This window comes from Pyxidicoccus sp. M6 (assembly GCF_055568925.1).
Map to the genome: position 1 here is coordinate 6,787,090 of NZ_CM145714.1, position 26,221 is coordinate 6,813,310.

At 69.9% G+C, this 26,221-nt stretch carries 20 protein-coding genes; 8 read left to right on the forward strand and 12 right to left on the reverse strand.

Annotation, left to right across the window (positions count from 1 at the left end):
• The first annotated feature begins 94 nt into the window (after window positions 1–94).
• From ACVTJA_RS27140 to ACVTJA_RS27155, 4 genes are all read left to right on the forward strand, one after another.
• Window positions 95–1,048: a hypothetical protein gene (locus ACVTJA_RS27140; RefSeq protein ID WP_465823829.1), complete on the forward strand. Its 954-nt coding sequence runs from the start codon at window positions 95–97 to the stop codon at window positions 1,046–1,048.
• 119 nt (window positions 1,049–1,167) lie between these two features.
• Entirely contained in the window at window positions 1,168–1,329 is a 162-nt protein-coding gene (locus ACVTJA_RS27145; protein WP_465823830.1) for a ribbon-helix-helix protein, CopG family, read from the forward strand.
• Window positions 1,326–1,700, forward strand: a complete 375-nt coding sequence (locus ACVTJA_RS27150) for a hypothetical protein (protein WP_465823831.1) — start codon at window positions 1,326–1,328, stop codon at window positions 1,698–1,700. Before ACVTJA_RS27145 ends, ACVTJA_RS27150 begins: the two co-directional genes overlap by 4 nt.
• Window positions 1,693–2,550 carry a class I SAM-dependent methyltransferase gene (locus tag ACVTJA_RS27155; RefSeq protein ID WP_465823832.1) on the forward strand — a complete coding sequence of 286 codons (858 nt, stop codon included), beginning with the start codon at window positions 1,693–1,695 and terminating at the stop codon, window positions 2,548–2,550. Before ACVTJA_RS27150 ends, ACVTJA_RS27155 begins: the two co-directional genes overlap by 8 nt.
• A 90-nt stretch (window positions 2,551–2,640) precedes the next feature.
• Here ACVTJA_RS27155 and ACVTJA_RS27160 read toward each other — a convergent pair whose 3' ends face one another.
• The 5 genes from ACVTJA_RS27160 to ACVTJA_RS27180 all read right to left on the reverse strand — a co-directional run bounded on the left by ACVTJA_RS27160 (window position 2,641) and on the right by ACVTJA_RS27180 (window position 11,191).
• The gene (locus tag ACVTJA_RS27160) at window positions 2,641–4,527 is read right to left on the reverse strand and encodes a HEAT repeat domain-containing protein (RefSeq protein WP_465823833.1); all 1,887 of its coding nucleotides are present in this window, start codon (window positions 4,525–4,527) and stop codon (window positions 2,641–2,643) included.
• Between the two features lie 17 nt (window positions 4,528–4,544).
• Entirely contained in the window at window positions 4,545–7,103 is a 2,559-nt protein-coding gene (locus ACVTJA_RS27165) for a lectin-like protein (RefSeq protein ID WP_465823834.1), read from the reverse strand.
• A gap of 151 nt (window positions 7,104–7,254) precedes the next feature.
• Window positions 7,255–8,499, reverse strand: coding sequence for an MFS transporter (locus ACVTJA_RS27170; protein ID WP_465823835.1), 1,245 nt, complete (start codon window positions 8,497–8,499; stop codon window positions 7,255–7,257).
• Window positions 8,500–8,568: 69 nt separating this feature from the next.
• A complete protein-coding gene (locus tag ACVTJA_RS27175) occupies window positions 8,569–10,389 on the reverse strand; it encodes a GAF domain-containing sensor histidine kinase (protein WP_465823836.1) in 1,821 nt (606 codons plus the stop codon).
• Window positions 10,390–10,519: 130 nt separating this feature from the next.
• A complete protein-coding gene (locus ACVTJA_RS27180) occupies window positions 10,520–11,191 on the reverse strand; it encodes a DUF2267 domain-containing protein (RefSeq protein ID WP_465823837.1) in 672 nt (223 codons plus the stop codon).
• A gap of 110 nt (window positions 11,192–11,301) precedes the next feature.
• Here ACVTJA_RS27180 and ACVTJA_RS27185 point away from each other — a divergent pair, with 110 nt between their 5' ends.
• Window positions 11,302–12,654, forward strand: a complete 1,353-nt coding sequence (locus ACVTJA_RS27185) for a hypothetical protein (protein WP_465823838.1) — start codon at window positions 11,302–11,304, stop codon at window positions 12,652–12,654.
• Between the two features lie 10 nt (window positions 12,655–12,664).
• On the opposite strand, the gene ACVTJA_RS27190 is transcribed toward ACVTJA_RS27185, so the two are convergent.
• Window positions 12,665–14,092 carry a M1 family metallopeptidase gene (locus ACVTJA_RS27190; protein WP_465823839.1) on the reverse strand — a complete coding sequence of 476 codons (1,428 nt, stop codon included), beginning with the start codon at window positions 14,090–14,092 and terminating at the stop codon, window positions 12,665–12,667.
• Between the two features lie 134 nt (window positions 14,093–14,226).
• On the opposite strand from ACVTJA_RS27190, the gene ACVTJA_RS27195 reads away from it, so the two are divergent.
• Window positions 14,227–14,943 carry a YdeI/OmpD-associated family protein gene (locus tag ACVTJA_RS27195; protein WP_465823840.1) on the forward strand — a complete coding sequence of 239 codons (717 nt, stop codon included), beginning with the start codon at window positions 14,227–14,229 and terminating at the stop codon, window positions 14,941–14,943.
• Window position 14,944: 1 nt separating this feature from the next.
• Here ACVTJA_RS27195 and ACVTJA_RS27200 read toward each other — a convergent pair whose 3' ends face one another.
• The 5 genes from ACVTJA_RS27200 to ACVTJA_RS27220 are packed head-to-tail and all read right to left on the reverse strand — an operon-like array spanning window position 14,945 to window position 19,991.
• Entirely contained in the window at window positions 14,945–16,081 is a 1,137-nt protein-coding gene (locus ACVTJA_RS27200) for an ABC transporter permease (protein WP_465823841.1), read from the reverse strand.
• A gap of 15 nt (window positions 16,082–16,096) precedes the next feature.
• Window positions 16,097–17,227, reverse strand: coding sequence for an ABC transporter permease (locus tag ACVTJA_RS27205; RefSeq protein WP_465823842.1), 1,131 nt, complete (start codon window positions 17,225–17,227; stop codon window positions 16,097–16,099).
• A gap of 6 nt (window positions 17,228–17,233) precedes the next feature.
• Entirely contained in the window at window positions 17,234–18,172 is a 939-nt protein-coding gene (locus ACVTJA_RS27210) for an ABC transporter ATP-binding protein (RefSeq protein WP_465823843.1), read from the reverse strand.
• Window positions 18,169–18,930 carry an ABC transporter ATP-binding protein gene (locus ACVTJA_RS27215; RefSeq protein WP_465823844.1) on the reverse strand — a complete coding sequence of 254 codons (762 nt, stop codon included), beginning with the start codon at window positions 18,928–18,930 and terminating at the stop codon, window positions 18,169–18,171. The genes ACVTJA_RS27210 and ACVTJA_RS27215 overlap by 4 nt, the downstream gene beginning before the upstream one ends.
• On the reverse strand, window positions 18,927–19,991 hold the full coding sequence (locus ACVTJA_RS27220; RefSeq protein WP_465823845.1) for an HlyD family secretion protein: 1,065 nt from the start codon (window positions 19,989–19,991) through the stop codon (window positions 18,927–18,929). The genes ACVTJA_RS27215 and ACVTJA_RS27220 overlap by 4 nt, the downstream gene beginning before the upstream one ends.
• A 706-nt stretch (window positions 19,992–20,697) precedes the next feature.
• On the opposite strand from ACVTJA_RS27220, the gene ACVTJA_RS27225 reads away from it, so the two are divergent.
• Both ACVTJA_RS27225 and ACVTJA_RS27230 read left to right on the forward strand, forming a co-directional pair.
• Window positions 20,698–22,041: a sensor histidine kinase gene (locus tag ACVTJA_RS27225; RefSeq protein WP_465823846.1), complete on the forward strand. Its 1,344-nt coding sequence runs from the start codon at window positions 20,698–20,700 to the stop codon at window positions 22,039–22,041.
• Between the two features lie 194 nt (window positions 22,042–22,235).
• The gene (locus ACVTJA_RS27230; protein ID WP_465823847.1) at window positions 22,236–23,669 is read left to right on the forward strand and encodes a sigma-54-dependent transcriptional regulator; all 1,434 of its coding nucleotides are present in this window, start codon (window positions 22,236–22,238) and stop codon (window positions 23,667–23,669) included.
• A gap of 30 nt (window positions 23,670–23,699) precedes the next feature.
• Here the strand turns inward: ACVTJA_RS27230 and ACVTJA_RS27235 are convergent, their stop codons facing one another.
• Window positions 23,700–26,066, reverse strand: coding sequence for an RCC1 domain-containing protein (locus tag ACVTJA_RS27235; RefSeq protein WP_465823848.1), 2,367 nt, complete (start codon window positions 26,064–26,066; stop codon window positions 23,700–23,702).
• Window positions 26,067–26,221: the final 155 nt, after the last annotated feature.

A 26,221-nucleotide genomic window follows, 5' to 3' on the forward strand; every position in this document is an offset into this window, starting at 1 on the left:
CCTGCCGTCGGCCGAGTTCTGCCGGCAGTGCCTCGGCGCCGTCAGCAGAACTGACCTGTACCCTCCCATCCGAGGGCATCCGCGGGAGGCGGTAATGGCCTCGAGACTGCGCCTCGGCATTCGAACGAGAAAGTTCGCATGGGGGGACGCGTCGTTGCTGGAAGCATGGGGCACGCGCGTGACCCGCATGCGCGATATCGCGCTCGTGGGGTTCGCCGCCGTCTACGCCCTGGGTTACATCGCTCGCGCCCTCCATGCCTGGGAACACAACCTCGGTGTGCTTCCCGGCGTTGACCTCCAGTACTTCGTGGCCGGACTGATGCTGCTCGCCCCTGCTGCCCTGGTCGTGCTGGTCTGTGTCGGTGTGTGGCGATTGCTGCAACGGGTCGTGCAATGGGAGCGGCAGCGGCCCGCTCGCCGCCAGCGGGTCGACAATCTCCTCTACCTGCTGATGGGTGCCGGCGTGGTGCTCTTTGTCGTCGGCCGCGGCGATGCAGTTGGAGATGTTGCATGGGTGTTCGTGACCGTCTGCATCTACGTCAGCATCGTGTTGGCGGTGATTCGCGGAGACGTGCGCGCGCGACAGATGGCGGCTGATGCAGGGGCGTTCGGCAGTTCTGGCGTTCGCCTGCGCGCCATCGCCTTCTTCAACAGGTTCCAGGTGGGCATGCAGGTTGTATACGTGGGCGTGGCCATCATCGGGCTGCCGCTCCTCGCGATGCTGCTCGGCGCGACGAAGTTGCTCCCTGTGCTACCTCAAGCGCTCGGGGGCGCCGCTCCACGCTGTGCCCAGTTCGACGTTGATACAGCCATGCTTTCGCCCCCGCTCGTGGACGTGTTGTTTGCGTCGGATGCCGCAGGTGCGGCGGGCCAGGGCTCCGCGCGCACTCGCCCGGTCTGGACCTACTATTCGGGTAGTGACGTCGTGCTGTTCAAGCTGCCCGAGGATTCCTACCCGGTGAGCGCCGCATACGAGCTGAAGCGCTCGGCGATCCATTCGGTCCTGTGGTTTTCCCACAGAGACTCGGCGCGATGCCGAAGGCCTTGACGGGCTTTGGGAGGCCCGTCGTCGAACTTGCGCACGTTGGCGACCGACGGTGTGCGATCTGCTGTTGCGCGGCCGGTGCTAGCTCATTAGCATGCTAGCATCCTAGAGATGAGGTGCCGATGGCCGACGACGTCAAGCAGTTCAACGTGTACCTGCCGGTCGCCCTCATTCGCGAGGTGAAGCACCACGCCGTGGAGACGGAGCAGTCGCTATCGGCGATCGTGGCCGCCGCCCTGCGCGCCTACCTCGACGAGCAGTCACCCAAACGGAGAAAGCCATGACGACGAACGGAATCGCAGGCCTCCTCATCGAAACGCACAACTGGGGCAAGACGGTCGCGTTCTGGAAGGCGCTCGGGTACGAGCTCGAGTTCGAGACGGATCACCACTCCGGCCAGCTTCGACATCCAAGCGGCGGGCCGTACCTCTTCATCGCCGAGCGCCCCGAGGGTTCTCCGCTCCAGCTTCAGCCGATGCTCACGGTACACGACGCCGCGCGGTTCTCACCTCCGAGCTCGGGTACCGTCGTGCGCCCCTTCGAACCGCAACATTGGGGCGTTCACGAGTTGCTGCTGGCCGATCCCGATGGTCGCCACTTCAGCGTGCAGGCGCCGCTGCCCGAAGGAGCCAGGAAGGAGCATCATCATGGCTGACGCGTCGCCCCTCGTTCCCGAGAACACCGCTGTCCGCGTCGCGCTGTGGCGCGCGCTCCACGTGCTGACCGATCCCGCGCCGCACGTGTTCGAAGACAAGGTCGGCCTTGCCATCGCGGCGCCGGACGCGGATTGGCAGAAGCGACCGGACATGAGCCCGTTCACGCGGCCCTTCCGTGCCTCCATCCTGGCTCGCGCGCGCTTCGTGGAAGATCTCCTCGAGGAGCAAGCCGCTCGCGGTGTCGTGCAGTACGTCATCCTCGGAGCGGGCCTCGACACCTTCGCTCAGCGTCGGCCAGAGCTCGCCTCCCGCCTCCGTGTGTTCGAGGTCGACCAGCCAGGTCCCCAGGCGTGGAAGCGCCAGCGTCTCGTCGACCTGGGCCTCGGTGTCCCGTCGTTCCTCCGGCTCGTGCCGGTCGACTTCGAGCGCGGCGAGGCATGGTTGGAGCGGCTGGCAGCGGCTGGCTTCGACGCGAAGCAGCCGACGCTCGTTGCCTCCACGGGCGTCAGTATGTACCTCACGAGGGACGCCATCTCGGCCACGCTGCGCCAGATCGCGGCACTCGCACCGGGCTCCACGCTCGTCATGTCGTTCATGCTGCCGATCGAGCTCGCGGACCCGGAGGTGCGCCCCGGAATCGAGGCAGCGGCGCGGGGCGCGCGAGCGAACGGCACGCCGTTCATCAGCTTCTTCACGCCGGAGGAGATGCTCGCACTGGCTCGCGAAGCCGGCTTCCGAGACGTGAAGCACGTGTCGGCGGCCGCGCTCGCCGAGCGCTACTTCTCCGGTCGAGCCGATGGTCTTCGCCCGCCCAACAACTCGGAGGAGCTGCTGGTCGCATCGACGTGACGCACAGCGGCCCGCCCCAGGCATCGGAGCGGGCCGCGTCTGGTGGTGCGCGTCAATTCGTTCCGCGCCACTCGCACTCATCAGGCAGGCCTAGCGAAGCTCCTCGGCGCGGACATAGCGGCCGATGAGCACCTGGAGGTCCGGCACCGTCTCGCGGTGGAACTGCTGCACCAGCGCGAGCCGCGCCGACGCATCCGTGTTCGCGGCCGAGCCGAGCAGAGAGATGAGCGCGGAGCGCGTCCGAGCATCGGGCTCCGTCGCGAGGCGCGCGGCGGCCGCGGCGAGCACGGCGGGCGAGGCCGCCCGGTCCTGATCGCGCACCTGCTCGGCCAGCGTGTCCGCGATGGCCCGGCGCACCTGCGCGTCCTGCTCCTGGCCAAGCCACTCGACGAGCACCGGCTCCATCGTCTCGGGCTCCATGCGGCGCCAGGCCCTCGCGGCATGGGCCCGCACCAGCGGGGACTCGTCCGACGTATGCGTGCGGAGCGTGTCCGCGAAGCGCTCGTCACCGGCATTGCCGATGGCGTCCAGTGCCACCGCGAGGTCTTCCGTCCCTCGCGACATACGCAGGCGCGTGTCCAGTTCCTCGTGCGCGAGCTGGCTCAACTCGGGCTGCCGCGCGTCCATGCGGTGGGAGAGGGCGCCGAGCGCCAGGAGTGATGCGTCCGCCACCTGCCGCTCCTCCGCGTCCGTGCGGAGGCCTCGCGACTGGTCGATGAGCGCCTTCGCGGTGCGCTCCGTGGGGCGCGGCACGTCCTGCAGGGCCACGGCGGCGCGCATGCGGTCCTGCGTGTTCAGCCCCCGGTCCTTCAAGGCCGCCGCGAGCCCGCTCTCCGCCGCGAGCGTCCCCGTCTTCTCCAGCGCCAGGAACAGCGCGGCGTGGATGGACTCCGGCAGCGTGCCCCCGCGCAGTCCGGCGATGACGTTCGGAATCGCTTCGGGGTGCACGGACAGGTAGCTCGCCAGCCGGCTCGTGGCGTCATGCAGCCCGTTCGGGCCTGCGCCGAGCCGCTTCGTGAAGTCCGCCAGCGCCGCGTCGAGCGTGAGCGCAGCGAGCGCGGGCTCCGGCGCCGCGGGCAGGTCCGAGGCTCGCGTGGCACCCGCCGGCGCGCTCCCCCAGGCGAAGCGCTCGGCGTCGAGCCCGGCCAGCGCCGTCGGCGCACCGCTGACACCTTCCAGCCGCTCCACCTGCACCTCCGACGTCACGTCACTGAGCAGACGGGTGCCCATCCACACCTTCAGGTGCTCGCCCCCGCCGAGCGTGCTCACCCAGCGCCCCTTCGCATCCAGCGTGGCGCGCGTCTCCGCGGAGAGCACGTCCACGCGCATCCTTCCCCCGAGCTGCGGCGGAAGCAGGGGCAGGGTGGACGCGATGTACCGCGCATGCGTCCGTGTGAACGACGGCGCCGCATCAGAGGCCGCCGCATCCATCGTGTACGTCGCATCGAACGCGCCCAGCGAGTCCTGGTGCCGGGACACCCACTGCGCCCGGCCCAGCGGCGGGAGGATGACCTCCGACGACTGGAGCATTCCCTGGAGCTGACGCCGCGCCTCGGCATCGACAGACGGTGCGAAGGCGAAGTCACCGAAGCGGCAGTCACGGCCAAGCTGCACCAGGAACGGCGACTCGAGGGCGGCGCGGCGGGCTGGCTCCACCTCCGCCGCGCCTCCTTCGAGCAACTGCACATCGGTCAGGGTCGCGGCCACGACCCATCCCGCCGGCGAGCGGTCCTCCAGGACGCGCCACCACATCGTGGCCTCCAGGCGGAGCTGCTGGGACGAAGAGGACTCCGACGCTTGCGCCGAGCTGACGGCGCGCACGTGGAAGGCCAGCTCCTCTCCCACGGAGAACCGGCAGGACAGGGGACGCCGGGCCACCGGGGACTGCTGCGCGCCCCCCGAGGGACGCACCCAGGCATAGACAGTGGCCAGCGCGAGGACGAGGGCTCCGAAGAGCACGAGCGTGCGGCGGGTCATGGTCGCGTTCCTCTTCACTACTGCAGGGTGATGGCCGAGCCGCTGCGGTCCAACAGCGTCGAGGTGAACGCGTAGCCGTCGTAGCTGAACAGGTTGTACTCAGCCAGCGTGTCCCAGCCCCAGCACACGTAATAGAAGGTGATGCCCCACTTCTTCTTCTTGCACCAGTTGGCCTCGAGCTGCTCGATGGTCAGGTCGATGCTCCCGTCGAGCGTGGAGATGCGGAACACCGCGTCCGCGTCGTAGGCCACGGTGAGCTTCACCGGGTTGGTGCTGTTCACCACCAGGTACAGCTTCGCGCTCACGCCATCGCTGTCACTCGTGTTGAAGCCGAGGATGGTGACGGACGCGGACAGCGTCGCCTTGTAGAGCGTGAGGTTCAGCGTGCCGCTCACACTGAGGCTCGCATTCACGTACGGACGGACCTGCGCGGAGATGCTCGTGGTGGACGCCGTCACCCCCATGTCGAAGCCCGCCGTCGCGGAGAAGCACCCCGAGATGTTGATGGACGCGACGACCACGCCGTACGTGTACGTGAGGCACTTCTCCTTCGCGTAGCTCTTGTCGTACGTGTACGTCACCGAGCCCGCGGAGTTGCTGTAGCTCAGCAGCGACACGCCGAACACCTTGAAGCCCGTGTCCATCGACGCGACGGCCGGAGACACGGTGGCGGAGGCGTCCCCCCATGCCTGCGCCAGGTCGAAGCTGCCGAAGAAGCCCTTGATGGACACCGTCGTGTCGTTGTCCGTGTACGCCCCCGTCAGGTTGAACGTGTTCGTCGAGCCGCCGGACAGCGCGAGCTGAATCGTGCTCGAGGAGCCCCACGCGTTGCTGTACGTCTTCGTCACGTCCAGCGACGAGGCCAGGTTCGACGTGTGGTTGCCGCGCACCAGCCGCACGGTGAACACCTTGCAGTTGTTCGCGGTGCCGTTCTGCCCGGCCACCATCGGGTCACCGTGCTCCGGGAAGGGCACCATGGCGCAGGCGCGCACCTGGAAGTCGGTGGACGCCGCCCACGGGCCGCCGGGGCTGGTCAGCGTGCGGAACTCCGGGGTGGGGTGCAGCCGCGCGTCGAACTGCAGATCCTCGCCCGGCTTCACGGTGTTGATGGGCGCGTGCAGCGCCTCGGGGTTGGCGTTCAGCCGCTTCCAGCCGACGTTGCCCGTGTCAGGCTGCGCGATGATGTCGTACGCGAAGTCCACCGTGCCCGGCAGCGTGGACGAGCCGGCCTCGTCGAAGTCACGGCCGAAGGCCGCCACCGTGAGGTTGGCGATGAAGAGCGGCCGGGGCGCCTCGCCCGCACCCGCATTCACGTCCGAGGGCTGCGCCTCGGGGTTCAGCACGATGACGGACGAGTCCGGCGTGGCCTGCTTCAGCTCCACGTCCGTGCCCGGCGGAGGGCGCACGGTGACGTTGATGACACAGCCCGCGCGCTCCACGCCCGTCACGGGGTCCTTCGTCTTGCAGCGCTGGTTCACCGCCGTCGTGGCCTCCTTCTCGTTGTAGACGAGCCACTTGTTCTCCTCGGTGGTGAACTCGTCCGCGCCGTCGAGCAGGACGAAGAAGTTGGCGGCGCGCTGCGGGTCGCCCGCCAGGCACTCGGGCGGGACAATCCCCGTGATGTCCACGTACTGCTGGCTGCCGTCGCCCGTCAGGGTGACGCGGGTGCCACCCACCAGACAACTCTGGAGGCTCTCCAGCTCCGCTTGCGTGGGATTCGGGCCGCTCGGCTTCTGCATGAGGCCCAGCGACACGACGAAGCTGTTGGTGCTGCCCGTGCCCTTCAGGCCCACCCGCGCCTTGATGGGGAAGTTGACGAAGAGGTTGCCGCCCCCGGCCTGGTCCACGTTGAGGCTGTTCACCTCGATGGTGAGCGGGCCGCCGATGCAGGTCTGGAGCGCCACGTCATAGCGCTGGCCCGTCGGGCACTGGCACCGGTACGTGGTGGCGCCGGACGCGATGCCGCACGTGGCGCCGCCGCCGCACGAGACGGGCGCCGAGCCGAACTCGCACACGTACGCGCTGGTGTTGGCGCACTTCACGTCGTCCCAGTAGCCCGAGTCCGCGTACATGCGGGCGCACTGCTGGATGCCGTACTCAGGATGACCTCCGCCGTCGTTCGGCTCACCCGAGGCCCAGTGGAGGTACGTGGGCGTGTCGCCCTCCACCGTCTGCCAGCCGGCGGAGGTGCTCGTCTGACCACTCAACTGCGACAGGCCGATGTACGTCAGTTCCCCGCCGGTGATGGAGCGGATGGCCTCGTTGCCGCTGTCGCTCATCGGCACGGCGAGCCGGCCGCCCATGGCCGTGCAGTCCGCCTTCGCGCCCGCCCACGTCCGCGCGGTGGAGTAGCGGTAGTACACCGTGTCGCCACTGGTGATGCTCGCGGCCGGTGCCGGGGCACACAGGTCGGTGGAGCTGAGTGAGGCGCTCTGCGCGCCCGGCTCGGGGAGAGGGGACGCGGTGTCCACGTCCTCGACATTCGTGCCGGCGGTTCCGCCGCAGGCACTCCAAAGAACGACGAAGCCCAAAAGCAGGCCACGCGGCACGAGGCCGCGGCTTCCGTTTCCACGCATGGGAGACACTCCGGGTCTGCGAGTGAGGTCTCTCCGGGCCGGGAGCGACCATGCCCTCCCACCGCGACCACACGGCCACGGCTGGGGCACACGGACTGGGACCCGCGGCGTGAAAATCCGGGCAACACCCGGCGTACGATTTTCGCGGTGACTACTTCTGGACGGTGTCCAGCCGGTTCACGTTGCGCAGCTCTGGGAACCACCACGCCCAGAGCGCCACCACCACCACGGTGCCCACCGCGCCAATCACCACCGCGTTGACGGCGCCCACGCTCTCGGCCAGGGCGCCCGCGCGGAATTCGCCCAGCTCGTTGGAGGCGCCGATGCACATCATGTTCACCGCGCCCACGCGGCCGCGCATGTCGTCCGGCGTAGACACCAATTCCAGCGTGTGCCGCACCACCACGCTGATCATGTCCGCCGCCCCCGCCACCGCCAGGGCCAGCAGCGACAGCGGAAGCGAGCGGCTCACGCCGAACACGAGCGTGGCCGCGCCGAAGATGGCCACCGCGATGAACATCTTCCACCCGGCGCGCTCGCCCACCGGCCGCACCGCGAGGAACACCGCCACCACCGCGGCGCCCACCGCCGGGGCACAGCGCAACAGCCCCAGACCCGACGGGCCCGTGTGCAGCACGTCCCGAGCGTAGATGGGCAGCAGCGCCACCGCGCCACCCAGCAGCACCGCGAACAGGTCGAGCGTGATGCTCCCCAGCAGGAGCCGCTGCCGGCGCACGAAGTGGAGGCCCGCCACCAGCGTGGCGAAGGACAGCTTCTCCGTGGACGCGCTGCCCGTGCGCACCTTCAACGAGAGAATCCACACCACCGTGAGCGCGCACAGCGAGGCCGAGGTGATGTAGGCCCCCTTGGCGCCCATCCACCCGTAGACGAGGCCGCCCACGGCCGGGCCGGCGATGGTGGCCACATTCCACGTGGTGGAGTTGACGGCCACCGCCTTCGTCAATTCCTCGCGCGGCACCAGGTGTGGCGTGAGCGCGGCGCCGGCGGGCGCGTAGAAGGCGCGCGCCGTGCCGAAGAGCACCAGCACGCCATAGACGAAGCGCACGTCGGTGATGTGCCCCAGCGTGAAGGACAGCAGCAGCAGGCTGCACAGCAGCATCACCGACTGGCACACCGCGAGGATGGCCCTCCGGTCCACCCGGTCCGCCACCTGTCCGCCCAACAAGCTGAAGGCGAGGAAGGGGATGAACTGCGCCAGGCCCGTGTAGCCGAGCGCCAGCGCGCTCCCGGTCAGCTCGTATATCTGCCAGCCGATGGACACGGACTCAATCTGTGCGGCGAGCACCGCGCACAGCCGTGCAATCTGGTACACGCGGAAGTCGCGATGGCGGAAGACCGAGCGGGAAGGGGAGGCGTCGTCGACGAGGGCGGCCATGCTGTGACGGGGCTCTAACGCACGTGCCCCGCTCGCGCCACCCTGTTACGGACCTGCCCGCCCTCACCCTCAGTGCAGGATGGGCGCGGCGGCCGCCACGGGTTGTCGGAGAAGCTCCACCGTGAAGGAGGCGCCCATCCCCGGCTGACTGGAGACGGAGATGGTGCCGCCCATCCCCGCGAGGATTTCGCGGACGATCCACAGCCCCAGTCCCAGGCCGCCGTAGTGCTGCTCGGACACGGCGCGCTCGAAGCGCTCGAAGATGCGAGCCTGGTCCACCTTCGCGATGCCGATGCCCTCGTCGCGGACGATGAGCCGCGCGCAACGCTCGTCTCCCGTCACCAGGAGGGAGATGGGCCGGCCCTTGCCGTACTTGATGGCATTGGCGAGCAGGTTCGTCACCACCTGCTCCAGGCGGACCCGGTCCCACCTGCCGCGCGCGCTGCCCTCGGTGCGCAGCACCAGCGTGCTGCCGCTGCGCGCCAGTTCCTCGCGAAAGCGGATGCCCACCTCGCGCACCACCTCCGAGAGGTCCAGCTCCTCCGGATGATAGGGCAGGCGCCCCTCTCGCACCCGGGCGATGTCCAGCAATTCGTCCACCAGGTGCCCCAGCCGCTCCACCTGCCGCGCGATGACCTCCGCCTTGGGAGCGAACTGCTCGAGCGCGTATGGCTGCTCACCACGGGTGAGGCGCAGCAGCGACTGCGACTGGAGCCGCAGCGTCGTCAGCGGTGTGCGCAGCTCGTGCGAGGCGATGGAGAGGAACGTGTCCCTGGCGCGGATGGCCTCGACCCGCTCCTGGTGCATCCGGCTGTTGTCCACCGCCAGCGCCACGCGGCGCGCCACGTCCCGCGCCAGCTCCACCTCGGTGTCGCCGAGGCGGCGCGGTGAAATGGTGGTGAAGCTGATGGCGCCCAGCACCCGGCCGCGGCCCACGAGCGCGAGGCGCATGCAGGAGCCCGCCGGGTCGCCCAGTCGCAGGTGGCCCGCCAGCGACGGCCCGTCACCCTGCTCGGTGCCGAGGAGTCCGGGCGGCTCGGAGACGTCGCGCAGCCGCTGCTCCTCGCGCGGGTCCAGGTGGGCCACCGCCTCCCGCACCAGCCGCCCGTCCTCGTGGAGGAGGTCGAGGACGCAGCCATCCGCCACCAGGGGCACCGACAGGCGCACCGCGAGGGTGAGCGCGCGGCCCAGGTCCGTCTGCTCCGCGAGCGCGCCGCTCAGCTCCGCCAGCAGGGCGAAGCGCTGGCGCGCGGCCTCGGCGGTCGCGCGCGCGGCCTCCGCCGCCCGGGCCTGTCCCTCCAGCTCGCGCGTGGCGCGCAGCTCGATTTCCGTCATCGCCGAGGTCGCCAGGTCCTGGAGGATGGCCAGGTCCTCCTGCGTCCAGACGCGCGGTCCGGTGTCGATGGCGCACAGCGTGCCCAGGATCTCCCCGCCCGGCGTCTTCAGGGGATAGCCGGCGTAGGCCACCACGCCGAGCTGATCCACCGCGAGGTTCTCCTTCAGCATCGGGTCCTGGCGGGCGTCCTCGATGACGAGCGGCTGCCCGGTGGCCACCACGTGGATGCAGAAGGAGTGGGTGAGCGGCGTCTGCCGGACATCACTCCAGGGAGCAGGCAGGCCCGCGCAGCTCTTGAAGAACTGCCGGTCCTTGTCGAGCAGCGTGACGAGCGACACGGGCACATGCAGCGTCCGCGTCGTCAGCCGCGTCAGCCGGTCGAAGGCTTCCTCAGCGGGACTGTCCAGCAGGGCCGTGCGCTGCAGGGCATCCATCCGGCGCTGGCGATTGATGATCTGCTGAAGCTCGGACACCTGCCGCTCCAGCCGCACGGATGCCCGCCGTGGCATGGCGCCAGGAGTGCCGCCTTCGTGTGCTCCGCTCTCCGGGTGCATGCCCGCCTCCCCATCCTCCCAAGGGTGCTCACCACGCGTCCGGGATGCCCGGGGGATTCGCCTGGGTCGGTTGGGCCGGGCCATGGAGGGAAATTGCAAGGAGGCCGAAGTCCCTGGGCCACGCGCGGCGTCACTCCTCTTCGCCGCGCGCGAGCCTCATCCCTGGATGCCCCTCCGCCAACGTCGTGTGCTCACGCTCCTGAGTGAGGCCGGAGGCGCTGGCCAATGTCTCCTGCTCGCGCTCCTGCGTGAGCCCGGTGGTGCTGGAGAGCTTCGTGTCCCCGTGCGGGTTGTCGGCCCGCGCCACCGAGTGCGTGTGCGCGCGTTCGAGCCGGGTATTGGACAGCGGGTGCTCGCTGCCCGGAGTGCCCTCGGCGAGGGTGCGGTGCGTGGGCTCGACGTGGACGTACTCGAAGCGCTCGCGCGGCTCGCGGGGCGTGAGGAGCTCGCCGAGCGGTCCGGGCAGGGCTTCGTGGAGCCGGTGCAGGCCGCCGTCGGAGAGCGCCTCGGCCAGCACCCCGCAGACGACGCCCGTGTGCTCCATCGCGAAGCCCGGCCGCACGTGCTCACGTCTGGCGACGCGCGTGTAGAACGTGCCTTCGTCGAAGTCCTGGCCCGGGCCATCGGTCTCCAGCATGCGGACCAGCGGGGCGGGGAGGTCCTCGGCCAGCCGGAGGACCTCCTTCCTTCCGAGCCGCTCGCCCAACACGCCGAGCACGGCGCTCGCGACGTGGGCGGCCTCCTCGGGGCCGGACAGCCCCGCACGCTCGGTGACGCGTGTCAGGAACTCGTCGTGGGTCATGCCTGCCTCCCTTCGTTCCTGGGACGTTGTGCATGTGCGGCGCCGCCCGGCCTCCGGCGTCCGTGGGTCCCACGAGGGGCAGGCAGGGGCTCGTGCTACCGTCGCGGGCGATGCGCTCTTCCAATACCGCCGTGTTCCGCGCCGCCGCGCTCTCCCTCGTGCTCCTGTCCATGCTGGTGGGCTGCCGCAAGACGGACGCCGAGCGGGCCGCCGAGGAGCGGGCGGAAATCGAAAAGAAGATCCGTGACTCGTACGCGCTGGTTCCGTACCGCGCCATCAAGCTGACGCTCCGCGCCGAGGGCCAGCCCAACGCGCCCGAGGAGATTGCCGCCCTCTGGAAGGCCGTCGAGGAGACGCGGACGCTGCCGGACAATCCCGCCACCGCGGAGGAGTCGCGCCGCGTGGCGAAGATGTACCTGGACCTGGGCATCGCCTTCTACAAGGCGAAGAAGACGCTGGAGAAGCGCGACGAGGACGAGTTCCCCCTGCTGTGGAACCGCTTCATCCCGGACACGCCGGGCCCGCTGTCGGGGTACGACGCGGGGCAGGAGCACGCGCTGCTCGCCGCCGCGTGGGTGGTGCTCGACCAGGCGGACCGGGGGAACCGCGTCCCCGCCACGGACATCGTGTTCTACGAGTTGTCGCGCGCCGTGCCCCAGCCCTCGTGGCCCGCGGGGCTGCGCGTGGGCGTGCAGGGGAGCCGCGGCCTCGCGTTCTGCGGCGCGGGCTACCACTACGCGGCCGAGGAGGAACTGAACGCCTACATCTCCGGAGTCGAGGCCCTTCCGCCGGACAGCTTCTCGCCGACGGCGCACAGCACGGCCGCGGAGCAGCGCGAGGCGTTGCTCGCCGCCGGCTACTTCGTGCGCGCGTGGAACCGCATGGGGCTCAAGCGCGAGCGCGCCGCGGAGGACGACATCGAGCGCGGCCTCAAGTCGCTGGAGAAGCTGGGCGTGGAGAACGAGCTGACGTGGTGGGGCTGGGCCTTCATCCACTTCCGCCGCGAGCGCTACGAGGAGTCCGCGAAGTTCCTCGACAAGCTGGCCGCGAGCCCGTACCTCGGCCCGACCGCGCGCGAGGACATCCACACCAGCGCGGAGGAGATGCGCAAGCACGGCAAGAAGCTGCCCATCTTCCTGCAGGCTCGCGCGGCCCTCATCCTCACCGAGGCGCTCATCGCCCGGGCGGGAGGGATGGAGAACATCCTCATCACCGTGCTCGGCCCGGAGCGTGGGAAGCAGGTCTACGAGCCCATCGCCTGGATGGACCGGGTGCGCAGGGGCGTGGCCTCCGTCTCCATGGACTCGGTGAAGCAGGGCGCGGGCGACACGCTGAACGCCGCGAAGGAAGCCGGCGGCAAGGGGCTGGACGCCGCGAAGGAAGCCGGCGGCAAGGGGCTGGACGCGCTGAAGAAGAAGCTGGGTGGGGGCTCGGACTCCACGGCGGAGTCCGGCCCCCACTGAGGCGTGACGCTCAGGGCACCTCGGCGGGGATGCCGAGGCTGCGCAGCCACGCGTTCGCGAGCGGCGTCGGGTCCTGGCCCGTCTGCGCCTTCACGAGGTCCAGGAACTGCTGCATGCGGGCGGTGCCGCCCACGTGCTGGCGGTAGAAGGTGGACAGCGCGCGGTCGATGGCCGCGGTGCCAATCTGCTTCTCCAGCGCCTTGTAGAAGAACGCGCCCTTCTTGTAGGGGATGTTGGACCAGAGCGGGTGGTTGAGGATGTCAATCGTGTTGCAGGTGCCATCCGGAAGCGCGAGGGTGTCGCCGCGCGAGACGGCGCGGTCCAGCTCGCCCTTCCACTGCACCCAGACGGCGGCCTCGGCCTCCGCGCCCTCGGTGGCGCGCACGGAGCGGGCGGTGAGGTACTCGGCGGTGCCCTCGGAGAGGACGAAGTCCTCCCAGCACTGGATGCGCACGCCGTTGCCGTACCAGCCGTGGGCTGCCTCGTGCTGGTGCACCAGCTTGTCCTCCATGGCGTCGGAGGCCACGTGCCAGTACGGGTGGTGCTCCATGCCGCCGTACGCGCCCGGGCCCCAGTTGGCGGACACCGAGCCCACCTTGCCGCCAAAGGAGTACGGGCCGTACTGCCGCTCGTAGAAGTCCACCGCGTCCTTCAGGTGGTGCGTGCCCGTGGTGGCGACGGCGGCCTCACCGGGCAGGTGCCACACGGAGACCTCCGTGCCCGCGGTCGTCGTGCCCAGGGGCAGCTCGGTGTAGTCACCCACCGCCCACGCAATCATGTACGCCGGGGCATCCGCCGGAATGCGCGTGGGGTACACGGCCTTCTTGCCCGCGGGGAGGTTGCTCACCTTGAGCGAGAACTTCACGCCGTCCGCCAGCGCCGGGTGGCAGGGGAAGAGGTTGGGGCAGAAGGACGGCCACAGGAAGGTGGTGCCGTTGGGCTGGTAGCCGTCGTAGTTGGGCGTCTCGACGAAGGTGTAGTCGATGAGCACGGTGCTCGCCCACACCGGCAGGCCGATGTCGAGCTGGCCGTCCTGCACGGTGTAGTTCAGCGGGCCGCAGCGGCTGCGCACGCCCTGAATCTGGATGTTGCCGACCTTCAGCGACAGGCCCGGCGCGAGCGACGGGGCCACCTGGATGGCCGCCGTGGCGCTCAGCGTGTCCAGCTTCACGTCCAGCGACGTGGTGAGGATGTTGCGCGACAGGCTGGCTCGGGGCTGCGGCAGCGGCAGGCGATCCACCAGCGCGCACAAGTCCGGGCACGCGCCGAATGGAGAGCCCTCCGGGACAGAGGCGCAGGACAGCGTCTCCTGGGTCTCACCGAGGGATTCGGACTCGGGGGCGGAGGAGGTCGTGGGTTCTTCGGTCTCCGTGGGCGAACAGGCCCAGAGGCTCGTGAGGGACAGGAGGACGGCGGCTCTTCTCGCGACGGTGTGCATGTGTGTTTTCCAGGAGAGACAAGTAAATCCAGTGACTCTCCTAGCACACCTTCGAGGCCGGCTAGAGGACGTCCCGGGTGGTGGGGCCGCGGCATGTCGTGCTATCCGGCCGCTTCATCCAGGAGGCCCACGAGATGCCCGCGACGAAGAAGGCCGTGGTGAAGAAGGCGCCAGTGAAGAAGGCCGCACACGCAAAGGCTGGCGCCAGGCCGGCGGTGGAGAAGGGCGCCGCGAGGAAGGCCTCGCTCGTGAGTGCCGATGCGAAGACGGCCGCGCCTGCCGGGGAGGTACCCATCCTCCCATTCGAGAGTCAGGGTGCGTGGGACACGTGGCTCGAGAAGAACCATGCGTCGTCGCGTGGCGTGTGGCTGAAGCTCGCGAAGAAGGCGGCGGGTGTCCCCTCGGTCAATTACGCGGAGGCGCTGGAGGTGGCGCTCGTGTGGGGTTGGATTGACGGGCACAAGAAGAGCTTCGACGACGCGTGGTGGCTCCAGAAGTTCACGCCGCGCGGGCCGAAGAGCATCTGGTCCAAGGTGAACTGCGAGAAGGTGCAGGTGCTCATCGACGCGGGGAAGATGCAGCCCACCGGGCTCGCGGCGGTGGAGAGCGCGAAGAAGGACGGGCGCTGGGCCCAGGCCTACGACTCACCGAGCAAGGCGACGGTACCTGAGGACCTCGCGGCCGCGTTCACCGCGAATCCGAAGGCCGCGGCGTTCTTCGCCACGCTCAACGCCGCCAACCGCTATGCCGTGCTGTGGCGCGTGCAGACGGCGAAGAAGCCGGAGACCCGCGCCCGGCGCATCTCCGACCTCGTGGCGATGCTCGCCCGCCACGAGAAGCTCCACCCCTGACTCACGCCGACGTCTTGCGGAACCGTCGCGAGGCCAGCGTCATCACCATGGCGCCGAAGACGCCGAGCAGCACCACCTGTCGCCACAAGTCGACGAGGCTCGCGCTCTTGAGCAGCGTGCCTCGCAGCACCTCCACGTAGTAGCGCACCGGGTTGAAGTACGTCACCCACGCGAGCCAGTCCGGCATCGCGTGAATCGGCGTCATCACTCCGGACAGCAGCACCGCCGGGAGCAGGAAGAGGAAGCCACCGACGAAGGCCTGCTGCTGCGTGCGGCTCAGCGTGGCGATGAGAAGCCCCACGCCCAGCGTGGACAGCAGGTAGAGCAGGGTGGCCAGCGCCACCAATCCCAGGTTCCCCCGCAGCGGCACGTGGAAGACCCACGCACCCACGCTCAGCGCGAGGCCCACGTCCACGAGCCCGATGAGCACGAATGGCGTCACCTTGCCCGCCATCAGGATGCCGGGCTTCAGCGGCGTCACCTGGAGCTGCTCCAGCGTGCCGCTCTCGCGCTCGCGCGCCAGCCCCATGGCCATGATGATGGTGGTGACGACGAGCAGCAGCATCGCCGCGATGCCCGGCACGACGTACACCGCCGTGGACAGCTCCGGGTTGTAGAGGACGCGCGGCACCAGCGCCACCGGTGAGCGGGGCGGCGTCTCTCCGCGGGCCAGGGCCTCCGCCCGCAGCTGCCGAGACGCGCGCTCGGCCGCATGCCGCGCCACCATGTCCACCGCCACGCCCGAGCGCACCGGGTCCGACCCGTCCACCAGCGCCTGCACCTGGGCGCCCGACCCTCGCAGCACGTCCTCCTGGAACTCCGGAGGGAAGACCACCGCCACGGAGGCCTCGCCGCGCTCCAGCAGTTCCTGCGCTTGGGTCTCGTCCTGCGGTTCCGCCTTCAAGTCGAGCGTGTCACCCGCCAGCAGCGAGCGCGCATAGTCTCGGCTCTCCGAGGTGTGGTCGCGGTCCACCACCGCCGTGGGCACGTGGCGTACGTCGAAGTTCACCGCGAAGCCGAGGACGAAGAGCTGCATCAGCGGCGCAATGGTGAGCAGGGCCATGACGCGCCTGTCCCGCACCGTCTGCCGGACCTCCTTCACCACCACAGCCCGGTACTGCACGACCAGGGGATGCATGTGTCCGTCCTCCTTTCAGTCCAGCCGCCGCTGGAAGCGACGGGTGGCCAACGTCAGCATCACCGTCGCGAACGCCGCCATGGCCAGCATCTGCGGCCACAGCACGTCCAGGCCGTTGCCGCGCAACAGCACTCCGCGCAGCGTGCTCACGAAGTACCGCGCCGGAATCAACAGGCTCACCACCTTCAGCGGCGGGGGCAGGTTGGCGATGGGGAAGATGAAGCCCGACAGCAGCATGGAGGGCAGCACGGACGTCATCGTCGCCACCTGCGTGGCCACCACCTGGTTGCGAGTCACCACCGAGATGAGCAGCCCCTGGCCCAGCATGCCGATGAGGAACAGCAGCGCTCCCAGCCCCAGCGCCACCACGCTGCCGCGCACCGGCACGTCGAACACCCATGCGCCCGCGGTCAGCACCAGCAGCACCTGCAGCAGGCCGATGCCGAGGTACGGCAGCAGCTTGCCCACGACGATTTCCAGACGTCCCACCGGCGTGGCGAAGAGCTGTTCCATGGAGCCGCGCTCCCACTCGCGCGCCACGGTGAGCGCGGTGATGAGCACCGCGACGATGGCCAGCAGGTACGACGCGAGCCCCGGCACCAGGAACAGCGCCGAGCGGCTGTTCGGGTTGAACAGCGTCCGCACCCGCACCTCCAGCGGAGGCGCCCGGGGCACGAAGCCCGCGAGCTTCCGGCTCGCGACTTCCACCAGGGCCTGCATCTTCGCCAGGGCCTGCGTGGCCGTGTTGCCGTCCGCGCCGTCGAGGAGGAACTGCACCTCGGCGCCGCCCGTGGCCACGTCCTCGGCGAAGCCCCGGGGCACCACCAGCACGCCGATGGCCCGGCCTCGCCGCAATTGGCGCAGCCCTTCCTCGGGCGACGTGCCCTCCCACTGGACGATGAACTCCTCGGACGCCGTGACGTTGCGCACCAGCTCGCGCGACTGCGCGGTGCGGTCCTGGTCCACCACGGCCAGGCCCAGGTGGTCCACGTCGAAGCTGATGCCGAAGCCGAAGAGCACCAGCAGCAGCACCGGCATCGCCAGCGCCAGGTAGAGCGTGCGGATGTCCCGGCGGATGTGCAGCACCTCCTTGCCGGCCATGGCGAGGATGCGGCCCACCGTGCGCTTCACGTGTGAAGTGGCCATGGCGCTTCAGTCCTCCCCTCGTTGTGCCCCGGCGGTGAGCGCCAGGAACACGTCGTCGAGCGTGGGCGCGGACTCCTCCAACTCCAGCGGGTCCACGCCCCGCACGCGCAGCCACTGCCCGAGCGAGTCCGCCGTCAGCCGCGCCGGGTCCACCCGCACCGTGGCGCCCGAGCCGAAGCGGCTCACGTCCAGCACGCCGGGCTCGCCGCGCAGCGCATCCAGCGCATGGGCGAGGTTGGGGCCTCGCACCTCGAGGACACGGCCCGGAGCGTGCGTGCGCTTGAGTCCCTCGGGCGTGTCCAGCGCCACCAGCCGGCCGTCCACCATGATGCCGATGCGCGCGCAGTTCTCCGCCTCGTCCATGTAGTGCGTGGTGACGAAGACGGTGGTGCCGCCCGCGGCCAGCTCGCGGATGAGCGCCCAGAAGGAGCGGCGCTGCACGGGGTCCACGCCCGCGGTCGGCTCGTCGAGGAAGACGATGCGCGGACGGTGCAGCACCGCGCTGGCCAGCGCCACGCGCTGTTGTGTCCCGCCCGGCAGAGAGCCCGTCACCTCGTTCTGGATGGAGGTGAGCTGCATCCGCTCCAGCATCTCGCCGATGCGCCGCTCCAGCTCGCGGCCGTGCGCGCCGTACGCGGAGGCGAAGAACTCGAGATTCGCCCGCACCGTCAGGTCCAGGTACAGCGAGAAGCGCTGGGACATGTAGCCGATGCCCGCCTTCACCCGCTCCGGCTCGGCGCTCACGTCGTGGCCCGCGACTCGCGCGTGGCCGCCCGTGGGCTTCAGCAGGCCGCACAACATGCGGATGGTGGTGGACTTGCCGGCGCCGTTCGCGCCCAGGTAGCCGAAGATTTCTCCGGCCCCCACGGTGAAGCTCACGTCGTTGACGGCGGTGAAGGCGCCGAAGCGGCGCGTGAGGTGCTCCACCTCGATGGCCGTGCTCATGCGGCTCTCCCTCCGGTGCCGTTGCGCCGTTCCACCAGCGCGAGGAACACCGCCTCGAAGTTGGAGGCCGCCACTCCGTGCTGGCGCGCCAGCTCTCGCGGTCCGCCCTCGGCGATGAGCTCGCCCGCATAGAGCAGCCCCACGCGGTGGCAGCGCGCGGCCTCGTCCATGTACGGCGTGGACACCACCAGCGTCATGCCGTCGTGCACCAGCGTATAGAGCAGCTCCCAGAGCTCACGGCGGCTCACCGGGTCCACGCCGTTGGTGGGCTCGTCCAGGAGCAGCACGCGCGGCCGGTGGAGCAGGGCGCACGCCAGCGCCAGCTTCTTGTACATGCCGCCGGAGAGCGCATCCGCGCGCCGGTCCGTGAAGCGGCCCAGCCGGGTGATGTCCAGCAGCCGCTCGCGCCGCGAGGCGAAGTCCTCCTTCGACAGGCCGAACAGCCTCGCGAAGAAGGTGAGGTTCTCATCCACGCTCAGGTCGCCGTAGAGGGTGTTGCGCTGAGGCACCAGGCCCAGCCCCTCTCGCACCTGGGAGCGCGGGTTCGCCGGGTCCTCGCCCAGCATCCGCACGTGGCCGCCGTCCGTGCGAAGGAGGCCCGCCATGAGGCGGATGGCTGTCGTCTTCCCCGCGCCGTCCGGGCCCACGAGGCCGTACACCTCGCCGTGGCCCACCGCCAGCGAGACGCCGCGCAGGGCCTGCGTGGCACCGAAGCTCTTGCGTACCGCCTCCAGCGCGACGTCCGGCGCGGCGCTCATGGCCGCTGCTCCGCCATGGCCGGCACCTGTCCGGGCTCCAGCGTGATTTCCACCGGCATGCCCGGCAGCAGCATCCCCTCGGGCGCGTCGATGTGGACCTCGACGGGATAGACGAGCCTGTCCCGGTCGCTGCGCGTCTGCACGTTGCGCGGCGTGAAGGCCGCCTCGCGCGCGACGGTGACGACGCGGGCGGGGAAGGTGCGGTCCGGGTACGCGTCCGCGCGCACCGTGGCCTCCTGCCCGGGGTGCGCGGCGGCCAGCTCCGCGTTGGGCAGGTAGAAGGTGGCCTTGGGCCGGGCGGTGTCCACCAGCCGCGCCACCACCGCGCCGGGCAGGGCCAGCTCTCCGGGCTCCAGCGCCAGCGTCTCCACCGAGCCCGCCATCGGCGCGCGCAGCTCGCACTCCGCCACGTTGATGCGGGCGCGGCGCAGCGTGGCCTCGGCGGCGTCCACCCCGCGCACGGCGGCCTCCGCCTGCTGCTGGCTCGCGCGCTCCTGCTCGGCGGCGGCGCGGGCCTGGCGCCCGGCGGCCGTGCTGGCATGGCGCGCGGCCTCGAGCTGCTGCTCCAGCGACGCGGCCTGGGCCTTCGCCTGGTCCAGCGAGGCCTCCGTCGTCGCCCCGCCCATCTGCTGGAGTCGGTCCGCCTGCCGCTTCGCGAGTCCCTGCTGGTCCGCGAGCGAGGCAATCTGCGCCTGGCTGCCCGTGGCCTGCGCGGCCACCGCTTCGCTATTGCGGGTGGAGGCCAGGGCGGCGGCCCGCGCGGCGTCCGCCTGCGCTCGCGCCATGGCCAGCCGGGCCTCCGTTTCCGCGAGGGTGGCCTCGGGCTCGGTGCAGTCGAGCGTGACGAGCAGCGCGCCCTTGTCCACCCGGGCGCCTTCCTCCACGTGCCGGGTCAACACGCGGGCATTGATGCGGGCACGCACATCCACGCTGGTGCCCTCCACCACGCCCGAGCCCCCGGCGGGCCCTTCCGCGGCCCGGCGGTCCTTCAGGATGCGGAACCCCAGAAGGGCGCCGAGCACGCCCACCAGGACCACGAACAACACGACGGCACGTCGCATGGACTCTCCCCTCGAAGCCGCGACTCGTCACGCGGTGACGAGCAGGCCCATGGCAAGGCCCATGCCGTGCGCGCGTCAGTCGGAGGGAGTGCCCGGGTGTCGGATGCCCGCGCGGTCCCCCTGCCGGAAACCCGGCACCCCCGCCGGAAGGCCGACGGGCTTCTTCCGGCGGGCCATTCACATCCTCCTGTTCGCCTCCCCATACGCGGCAAAACTGCGCATGCGCCGCGAGCAGGGCTCCTTCAGAGGGGGCGAGTCATTGGACACCGCTTCTTCATGCTTCTTCACGGGCTCGCGAAAAGGACGGCATGGCACCTTGGGCCCGACCTCCTCCATGGGGAGGAGGGGCCCTGGTGGCCGTCCACGCCGGTGGCATCGCCATTGCTCAGTGAGTCGTGCGCCACATCTCGTGCGCACCCGAGGAAGAGGAAGACGCCCCATGCTGCTCGACATGTACCTGTTCTTCTGTCTGCCACTCCCGAGTCCAGCGCGCGGCTCCGCCCGGGCGCCGGGGGCGAGGGGCGGCTCGGGAAGGCAGGCCTCGGCCGGTCCACGGAAGGCCTCGCGCCAGGAGGAGGACATGGGCGGGCAGGCCGCCAAGGGGACGCGCGGAAAGCGGCGCTCGTCGCGGCCGGCGCTTCGGGTCATCGATGGAGGCCGCCCCGGCGTACGATGAGACCCGCGGTGTGAGCGGAAGGGGCAGGCCATGGACTCGCGGACCCGGCGCAACTTCGAAGACATCCAGCTCCGGCACCTCAGCCGCATCTTCGGCCGCATGGTGGTGCTGCGAGCCTCCGTCGGCGCCGGCCTGTTCCTCGCGGTGGCGGCGATGGTTGCGCTGGACGGCGCGCCGTGGCGGATGGTCTGGCTCGTCGTGCAGAAGGTGAGCGCACTCTCGTTCTTCTTCTACGAGCTGCGCCGCTACAAGCGCGAGGGGCTCACGAAGCGCAGCGTGCCCGTCAACCTGTTCCTCGGGGTGCTGTTCCAGCAGAGCCTCGTCATGGGGACGGGAGGCCTGGCCAGTCCGCTGCTGTTCATGGTGTTTCCGCTGGCCTTCGTGGGCGCCACCACGCTTCCCCGGGTGTGGCACCTGCGCCTGTTCAAGGCGGAGCTCGTAGCGCTGACGTTGATGGCGGTGCCCCAGCTCGCGGGGTGGCTGCCCATGCTGCCGCTGTCCTACCTGGGCGCGCCGCCTCGTCCGTGGATGTTCGCCATCGCGGTGCTGATGTTCCTGTTCATCATCGCGACCAACGCGGTGGGCGCCGCCATCCGCATGACGTTCGACGACATGCTCCGCGACGCGCTCGCGCAGCGAGACGAGTTGCTGGCCACGCACCGCTCGTACTCGCGCGCGCTGGAGTCCATGTCCGGGGAGATTGCCCACGAGCTGAAGAACCCGCTGGCCACGGTGAAGGGGCTCACGCAGCTCATGGTGCGTGAGGCCGGCCGCGCGCAGCCCACCGAGCGCCTGGAGGTGCTGTCCAGCGAGGTGGTCCGGATGCAGGGCATCCTGGAGGAGTTCCTCAACTTCTCGCGGCCCCTGGTGCCGTTGTCGGTGAGCGCGGTGGACCTGGTGGCGCTGTGCGACGAGGCGCTGGTGCTGCACGAGGGATTGGCCGCGCAGGGCGAGGTGAAGCTGGAGCGCGTGGGCGAGGGGCCGGTGCATTCGGTGTGCGATCCGCGCAAGGTGAAGCAGGTGGTGATGAACCTGCTTCACAACGCGATTGAAGCGAGCCCGCGTGGAGGACAGGTGATTCTGGAGGTGGACGCGAACTCCATCGGCGAGGCGCGGGTGTCCATCAAGGACCAGGGCGCGGGACTGTCTCCCCAGGTAGCCGGCCGTGCCTTCGAGGCGGGCGTCACCAGCAAGGCAAAGGGCTCCGGACTGGGGCTGACGGTGGCACGCGCGCTGGCGCGGCAGCACGGCGGAGACGTCAAGCTGGAGAACGCGTCCAGGGGAGGGTGCGTGGCGGAGCTGGTGCTGCCGAGAGAGCTGCCCGCGGACGTCCTCAAGCCCGTCGGCATGGGCGAGGTGGCGCATGTCGGCTGATTCCGGGCAGGGAAGCGCCGGGCGCATCACGACGGCTCGGGCCGGGGGCGGGACGCTCCTGGCACCGTCCTGTTCGGAAATGTCGGGACATTTGCGCCGCAAAACCCCCGACAAAACCGAACAGGACGGTGTTGTTGCCGCCCCCGGGCCGGCGCCCATCCATGACGAGCACCTCTGCGAGCACGAGGTGGCCCATGTCGGCTGAGTCGGGCGCTACAACGGACGTCCCGCATCCCGTGCTGGTCGTCGATGACGACGCGGGCGTGCGCTTCACGCTGAAGGAGACGCTGCGCAGCCTGCCCGGCGTCACGGTGGACGTCGCGGAGGACGGCGAGGTCGCCCTGGCGAAGCTCGCGTCGAAGTCGTACGAGCTGGTCATCACCGACCTGCGCATGCCGCGCGTGGACGGCATGGAGTTGGTGAAGCGGCTTCACGGACAGCCCCACGCGCCGCGCATCATCGTCGTCACCGCGCATGGCTCGGAGCGCTTCGCGGTGGAGGCGGTGAAGGCGGGCGCGTACGACTACTTCCGCAAGCCCTTCGACGTGGACGAGCTGCTCGCCGTCGTCACCCGCGCGCTGGAAGCGGTGCGGCTGCGCGACGAGAACGAGCGTCTTGCCGGCGAGCTGAACCTGTCCCGCTCGCTGGTGTTCGCCTCGCAGGCCATGGGCCGGCTGGCGCAGCTCGTCCAGCGCGCGGGCTCGCGGGACGTGACGGTCCTCATCACCGGCGAGAGCGGCACGGGCAAGGAGCGCGTGGCCGAAGCGCTGGTGCGCGCCTCGCCGCGCGCGGACAAGCCCTACCTGCGCTTCAACTGCGCGGCGCTCACGGAGGAACTGGCGGAAGCGGAGCTGTTCGGCCACTCGAAGGGCGCCTTCACCGGCGCGAACCGCGTGCGCCAGGGCCTCTTCCGAGAGGCCGACGGCGGCACGCTGCTACTCGACGAAATCGGCGAGCTGGCCCCGCCGCTCCAGGCCAAGCTGCTGCGCGTGCTGCAGGAGGGCGAGGTCCGGCCCGTGGGCGAGGACCGCCCCGTCAAGGTGGACGTGCGCATCCTCGCGGCCACGCACCGCGACCTGCGCCGTCGCGCCGCGGAGGGGACGTTCCGCGAGGACCTGTACTACCGCCTCAACGTGGTGCAGCTCCGCGTGCCGCCGCTGCGCGAGCGTCCGGAGGACATCCCCGTCCTGGCCCGCATGTTCCTGGACCGCTTCAGCGACCGCTTCCACACCGGCCCGCTGAAGATTCCCGACGGCTTCTTCGAGAAGCTGCGCGCCCTGCCATGGCCGGGCAACGTGCGCGAGTTGGAGAACACGCTCGAAAGCCTCGTCGCGCTCTCCAGCGACGGCGAGCTGGACCTGGGCCTGCTGCCCGTCCCCGAGTCTCCGGCCCCCGGTGCGCCCGTGAGCGCCACCGCTCCGGGGCCGAGCTCCTCCATGGAGGCATCGGACGGCGTGGGCCTCAAGGAGCGCGTGGAGGCCTACGAGCGCGGCCTCGTCCTGGACGCGCTGCGAATCGCCGGTGGCAATCGCAGTGAAGCCGCGCGCAGGCTGGGCATCGGCCGCGCCACGCTGCACGACAAGCTGCGCAAGTACGGGCTGGACGCGGCCCCGGAAGAAGGCGGGTAGGGCGCCCGGTCCGGGGAGCGTCACCCTCGCTCAGTTTCCGAGGCCCTGCACCTGCACGGGTGTCGGGCGCCCGGTGAGGGTCCCGTCCCCGAGCTGTCCCGTGCCGTTATCGCCCCATGCCCAGACGGCACCGTCCTGCCGCCGTGCAAGGCAGTGGTGTCCACCCGCGGCAACCGCCGCGATGTTGGAGAGTCCCGGCACCCACACTGGCGAGTAGCTGGAGGAAGTCGTCCCATCCCCGAGCTGGCCCAAGCCGTTGTAGCCCCAGGTCCAGACATTTCCGCCCATCAGCACCACCGTGTGAAAAACGCCTGCGGAGATGGCGGAGACGTTGAGAAGACCCGTCACCTGTACCGGGACGGAGCTGCTGAATGTGCCGGGCGACCCATTGCCAAGTTGTGCGTTGAGGTTCAAGCCCCAGGTCCACACCGTGCCGTCGCTGCGCAGGGCGACGGAGTGCTCCGTGCCCGCGGCGATGGCGGTGATGTTCATGAGTCCTACTGTCTGCACCGGAATGTTCTGCTGGGTGGTCGTCCCATCCCCGAGCTGGCCATAGGGATTCCAACCCCAGCCCCAGACGGTGCCGTCCTGGCGCAGCGCGAGGCTGTGCTCCTGCCCCGCAGCAAGGGCCGTCACATTGGAGAGCCCCTGCACCTGCACCGGGGACCGGCGGTTTGTGGTGGTGCCGTCTCCAAGCTGCCCGAGTCCGTTGTATCCCCAGCCAAAGAGTATTCCGTCCCGGCGTAACGCGAGACTGTGGTGCTGTCCTGCGGCGATGGCGACGATGTCGGAGAGTCCGGGCACCTGCACAGGGGCGTAGCGGCGGGAGGTCGTGCCATCTCCCAGCTGACCTCGGAGGTTGAGGCCCCAGGCCCAAAGGGTACCATCCTGGCGCAGGGCCAGGTTGTGACGCCCACCCACTGCGAGGGCCGTGACGTTGGAGAGACCCAACACCTGGACGGGGGCGGTTCGGCGGATGTTCGTTCCATCCCCAAGCTGGCCATCGTCGTTGTCACCCCAGGTCCAGACGGTGCCATCCTGTTTCAGGGCGACGGAGTGGGAGAAGCCGCCGAGCAGGGTCTCGACCGGGGCATTCGCGCAGGTGGGCACTCCCATCACGGTGAAGGCGTGGGACGTGGACAGCCCCAGGGCATTCGAGACCGTGACCGTCACCGTCGGCGTCGTGCCCCCCGGAACACAACCCGGCGCCGTCCACGAAACTTCGCTCGTCGTCGCGTCACTCGAAACCAGGCCCAGGCTCCCCGCGCCCGTGGCCCAGGAGAAGGTCAATGCGCTCTCCTGAGGGTCCATGGCTCCAACCCGGAATCGGACGGTGCCACCCACCGGCGTGCTGCTAGACTGGAAGGTCTCCTGCACTTCCGGCGGGAAGTGCGCTTCGGACCGGGGACCCACGCAAATCCTCAGCGTGCCTGTCGTCTGCCCGCCCCGGCCGTCCGTCACAGACACGGTGAGGGCACAACTGGCGCACGGATTGCCGGCGGGTGGTTGCTCCGAGGGCGTGAAGCTGGCGCTGGCCGAAGCGGGATTGGCCCAGGTCCCCTGGCATCCCGCCGTCCACGTGTAGGCCAGGGAGTCTCCATCGTTGTCGCTCGCGGCAGCCACCACCGTGGTGGTCTCTCCGACAGCGATGGAGGAAGGTGAGGCCGTGACGCTTGCCACCTGTGGCCAGGTATTCACCGTGACGTTGACGGCCGCGCTGCCCGTGCCGGTGCTCACCGTGATGGTCAGGCTGAGCGCCGCCGTGGCCCCTTTCGAGTCCGTCACCGTCAACGTCAGCACCACGGGACCGGACACTGCCGGAGCGGTCCACGTCGTGGTGAGCGCGGAGGGCGAGCTGAAGCTGCCGGCGCCTGCCGTCCAGGCGTAGGTGAGGATGTCACCGGCGTTGGCATCCTGGACGGTGGCCTGCAATGCCACTACGCCCTCGGTAGACACCGTCCCGGGACTTGCCACCACGGAGGTGATGACAGGCACTGCATTCTCGAAGGGAGGCGGCGCATTCACCTCCTGGAGCACCAGCGTCACCACGGTCGTCTGCCCTGCGGCGATGGTGACGTCCGTCACCTGGCCGGCGTAGACAAGGGTATTGGCGGCGTCGAAGGCCTCGCCACGGAAGAGTCGCCCGGAACCCGCCGGCAGGTTGCCCAGCAATCCGCTCCACTGCCCGCCCGCTCTCACCAGCGTCTCGGTGCGAGTGGCCATCCCCGGCCCGCTGACCGTCAACTGCACTCGCGCCACGTCGCTGGCGCTCAATGCCTGTGGAAACGTCACGACCGCTTGGGCCGAGCCGGTGGCTTCGTCCGTGGAGCAGCCGGACACGGCAGCACAAAGGGCCAGGATGAAGCGCAGCAATCGCATCCTTCCATGTCGATGCATGGCATTCCTTTTCAATGGGTGGTTGCGCCTCTGGATGGGGCGCCACATCACATGCCGGCTCAGTTGGGGTTGTCTGACAATCGTTCCGAGAGGTGATGGCTGCTGAATCCGAGTCACAACAGCACCACGGACGTCAGTGATGACCCGGATAGGCA

Excerpts from the sequence above, each read along its gene's own strand:
- ACVTJA_RS27200 (WP_465823841.1), bottom strand. The coding sequence starts at position 16,081 with ATGCATCCCCTGGTCGTGCAGTACCGGGCTGTGGTGGTGAAGGAGGTC.
- ACVTJA_RS27230 (WP_465823847.1), top strand. The coding sequence starts at position 22,236 with ATGTCGGCTGAGTCGGGCGCTACAACGGACGTCCCGCATCCCGTGCTG.
- ACVTJA_RS27145 (WP_465823830.1), top strand. The coding sequence starts at position 1,168 with ATGGCCGACGACGTCAAGCAGTTCAACGTGTACCTGCCGGTCGCCCTC.
- ACVTJA_RS27220 (WP_465823845.1), bottom strand. The coding sequence starts at position 19,991 with ATGCGACGTGCCGTCGTGTTGTTCGTGGTCCTGGTGGGCGTGCTCGGC.
- ACVTJA_RS27155 (WP_465823832.1), top strand. The coding sequence starts at position 1,693 with ATGGCTGACGCGTCGCCCCTCGTTCCCGAGAACACCGCTGTCCGCGTC.
- ACVTJA_RS27165 (WP_465823834.1), bottom strand. The coding sequence starts at position 7,103 with ATGCGTGGAAACGGAAGCCGCGGCCTCGTGCCGCGTGGCCTGCTTTTG.
- ACVTJA_RS27180 (WP_465823837.1), bottom strand. The coding sequence starts at position 11,191 with ATGACCCACGACGAGTTCCTGACACGCGTCACCGAGCGTGCGGGGCTG.
- ACVTJA_RS27175 (WP_465823836.1), bottom strand. The coding sequence starts at position 10,389 with ATGCACCCGGAGAGCGGAGCACACGAAGGCGGCACTCCTGGCGCCATG.
- ACVTJA_RS27195 (WP_465823840.1), top strand. The coding sequence starts at position 14,227 with ATGCCCGCGACGAAGAAGGCCGTGGTGAAGAAGGCGCCAGTGAAGAAG.
- ACVTJA_RS27150 (WP_465823831.1), top strand. The coding sequence starts at position 1,326 with ATGACGACGAACGGAATCGCAGGCCTCCTCATCGAAACGCACAACTGG.
- ACVTJA_RS27235 (WP_465823848.1), bottom strand. The coding sequence starts at position 26,066 with ATGCATCGACATGGAAGGATGCGATTGCTGCGCTTCATCCTGGCCCTT.
- ACVTJA_RS27215 (WP_465823844.1), bottom strand. The coding sequence starts at position 18,930 with ATGAGCGCCGCGCCGGACGTCGCGCTGGAGGCGGTACGCAAGAGCTTC.
- ACVTJA_RS27185 (WP_465823838.1), top strand. The coding sequence starts at position 11,302 with ATGCGCTCTTCCAATACCGCCGTGTTCCGCGCCGCCGCGCTCTCCCTC.
- ACVTJA_RS27205 (WP_465823842.1), bottom strand. The coding sequence starts at position 17,227 with ATGGCCACTTCACACGTGAAGCGCACGGTGGGCCGCATCCTCGCCATG.
- ACVTJA_RS27210 (WP_465823843.1), bottom strand. The coding sequence starts at position 18,172 with ATGAGCACGGCCATCGAGGTGGAGCACCTCACGCGCCGCTTCGGCGCC.
- ACVTJA_RS27140 (WP_465823829.1), top strand. The coding sequence starts at position 95 with ATGGCCTCGAGACTGCGCCTCGGCATTCGAACGAGAAAGTTCGCATGG.
- ACVTJA_RS27170 (WP_465823835.1), bottom strand. The coding sequence starts at position 8,499 with ATGGCCGCCCTCGTCGACGACGCCTCCCCTTCCCGCTCGGTCTTCCGC.
- ACVTJA_RS27190 (WP_465823839.1), bottom strand. The coding sequence starts at position 14,092 with ATGCACACCGTCGCGAGAAGAGCCGCCGTCCTCCTGTCCCTCACGAGC.
- ACVTJA_RS27160 (WP_465823833.1), bottom strand. The coding sequence starts at position 4,527 with ATGACCCGCCGCACGCTCGTGCTCTTCGGAGCCCTCGTCCTCGCGCTG.
- ACVTJA_RS27225 (WP_465823846.1), top strand. The coding sequence starts at position 20,698 with ATGGACTCGCGGACCCGGCGCAACTTCGAAGACATCCAGCTCCGGCAC.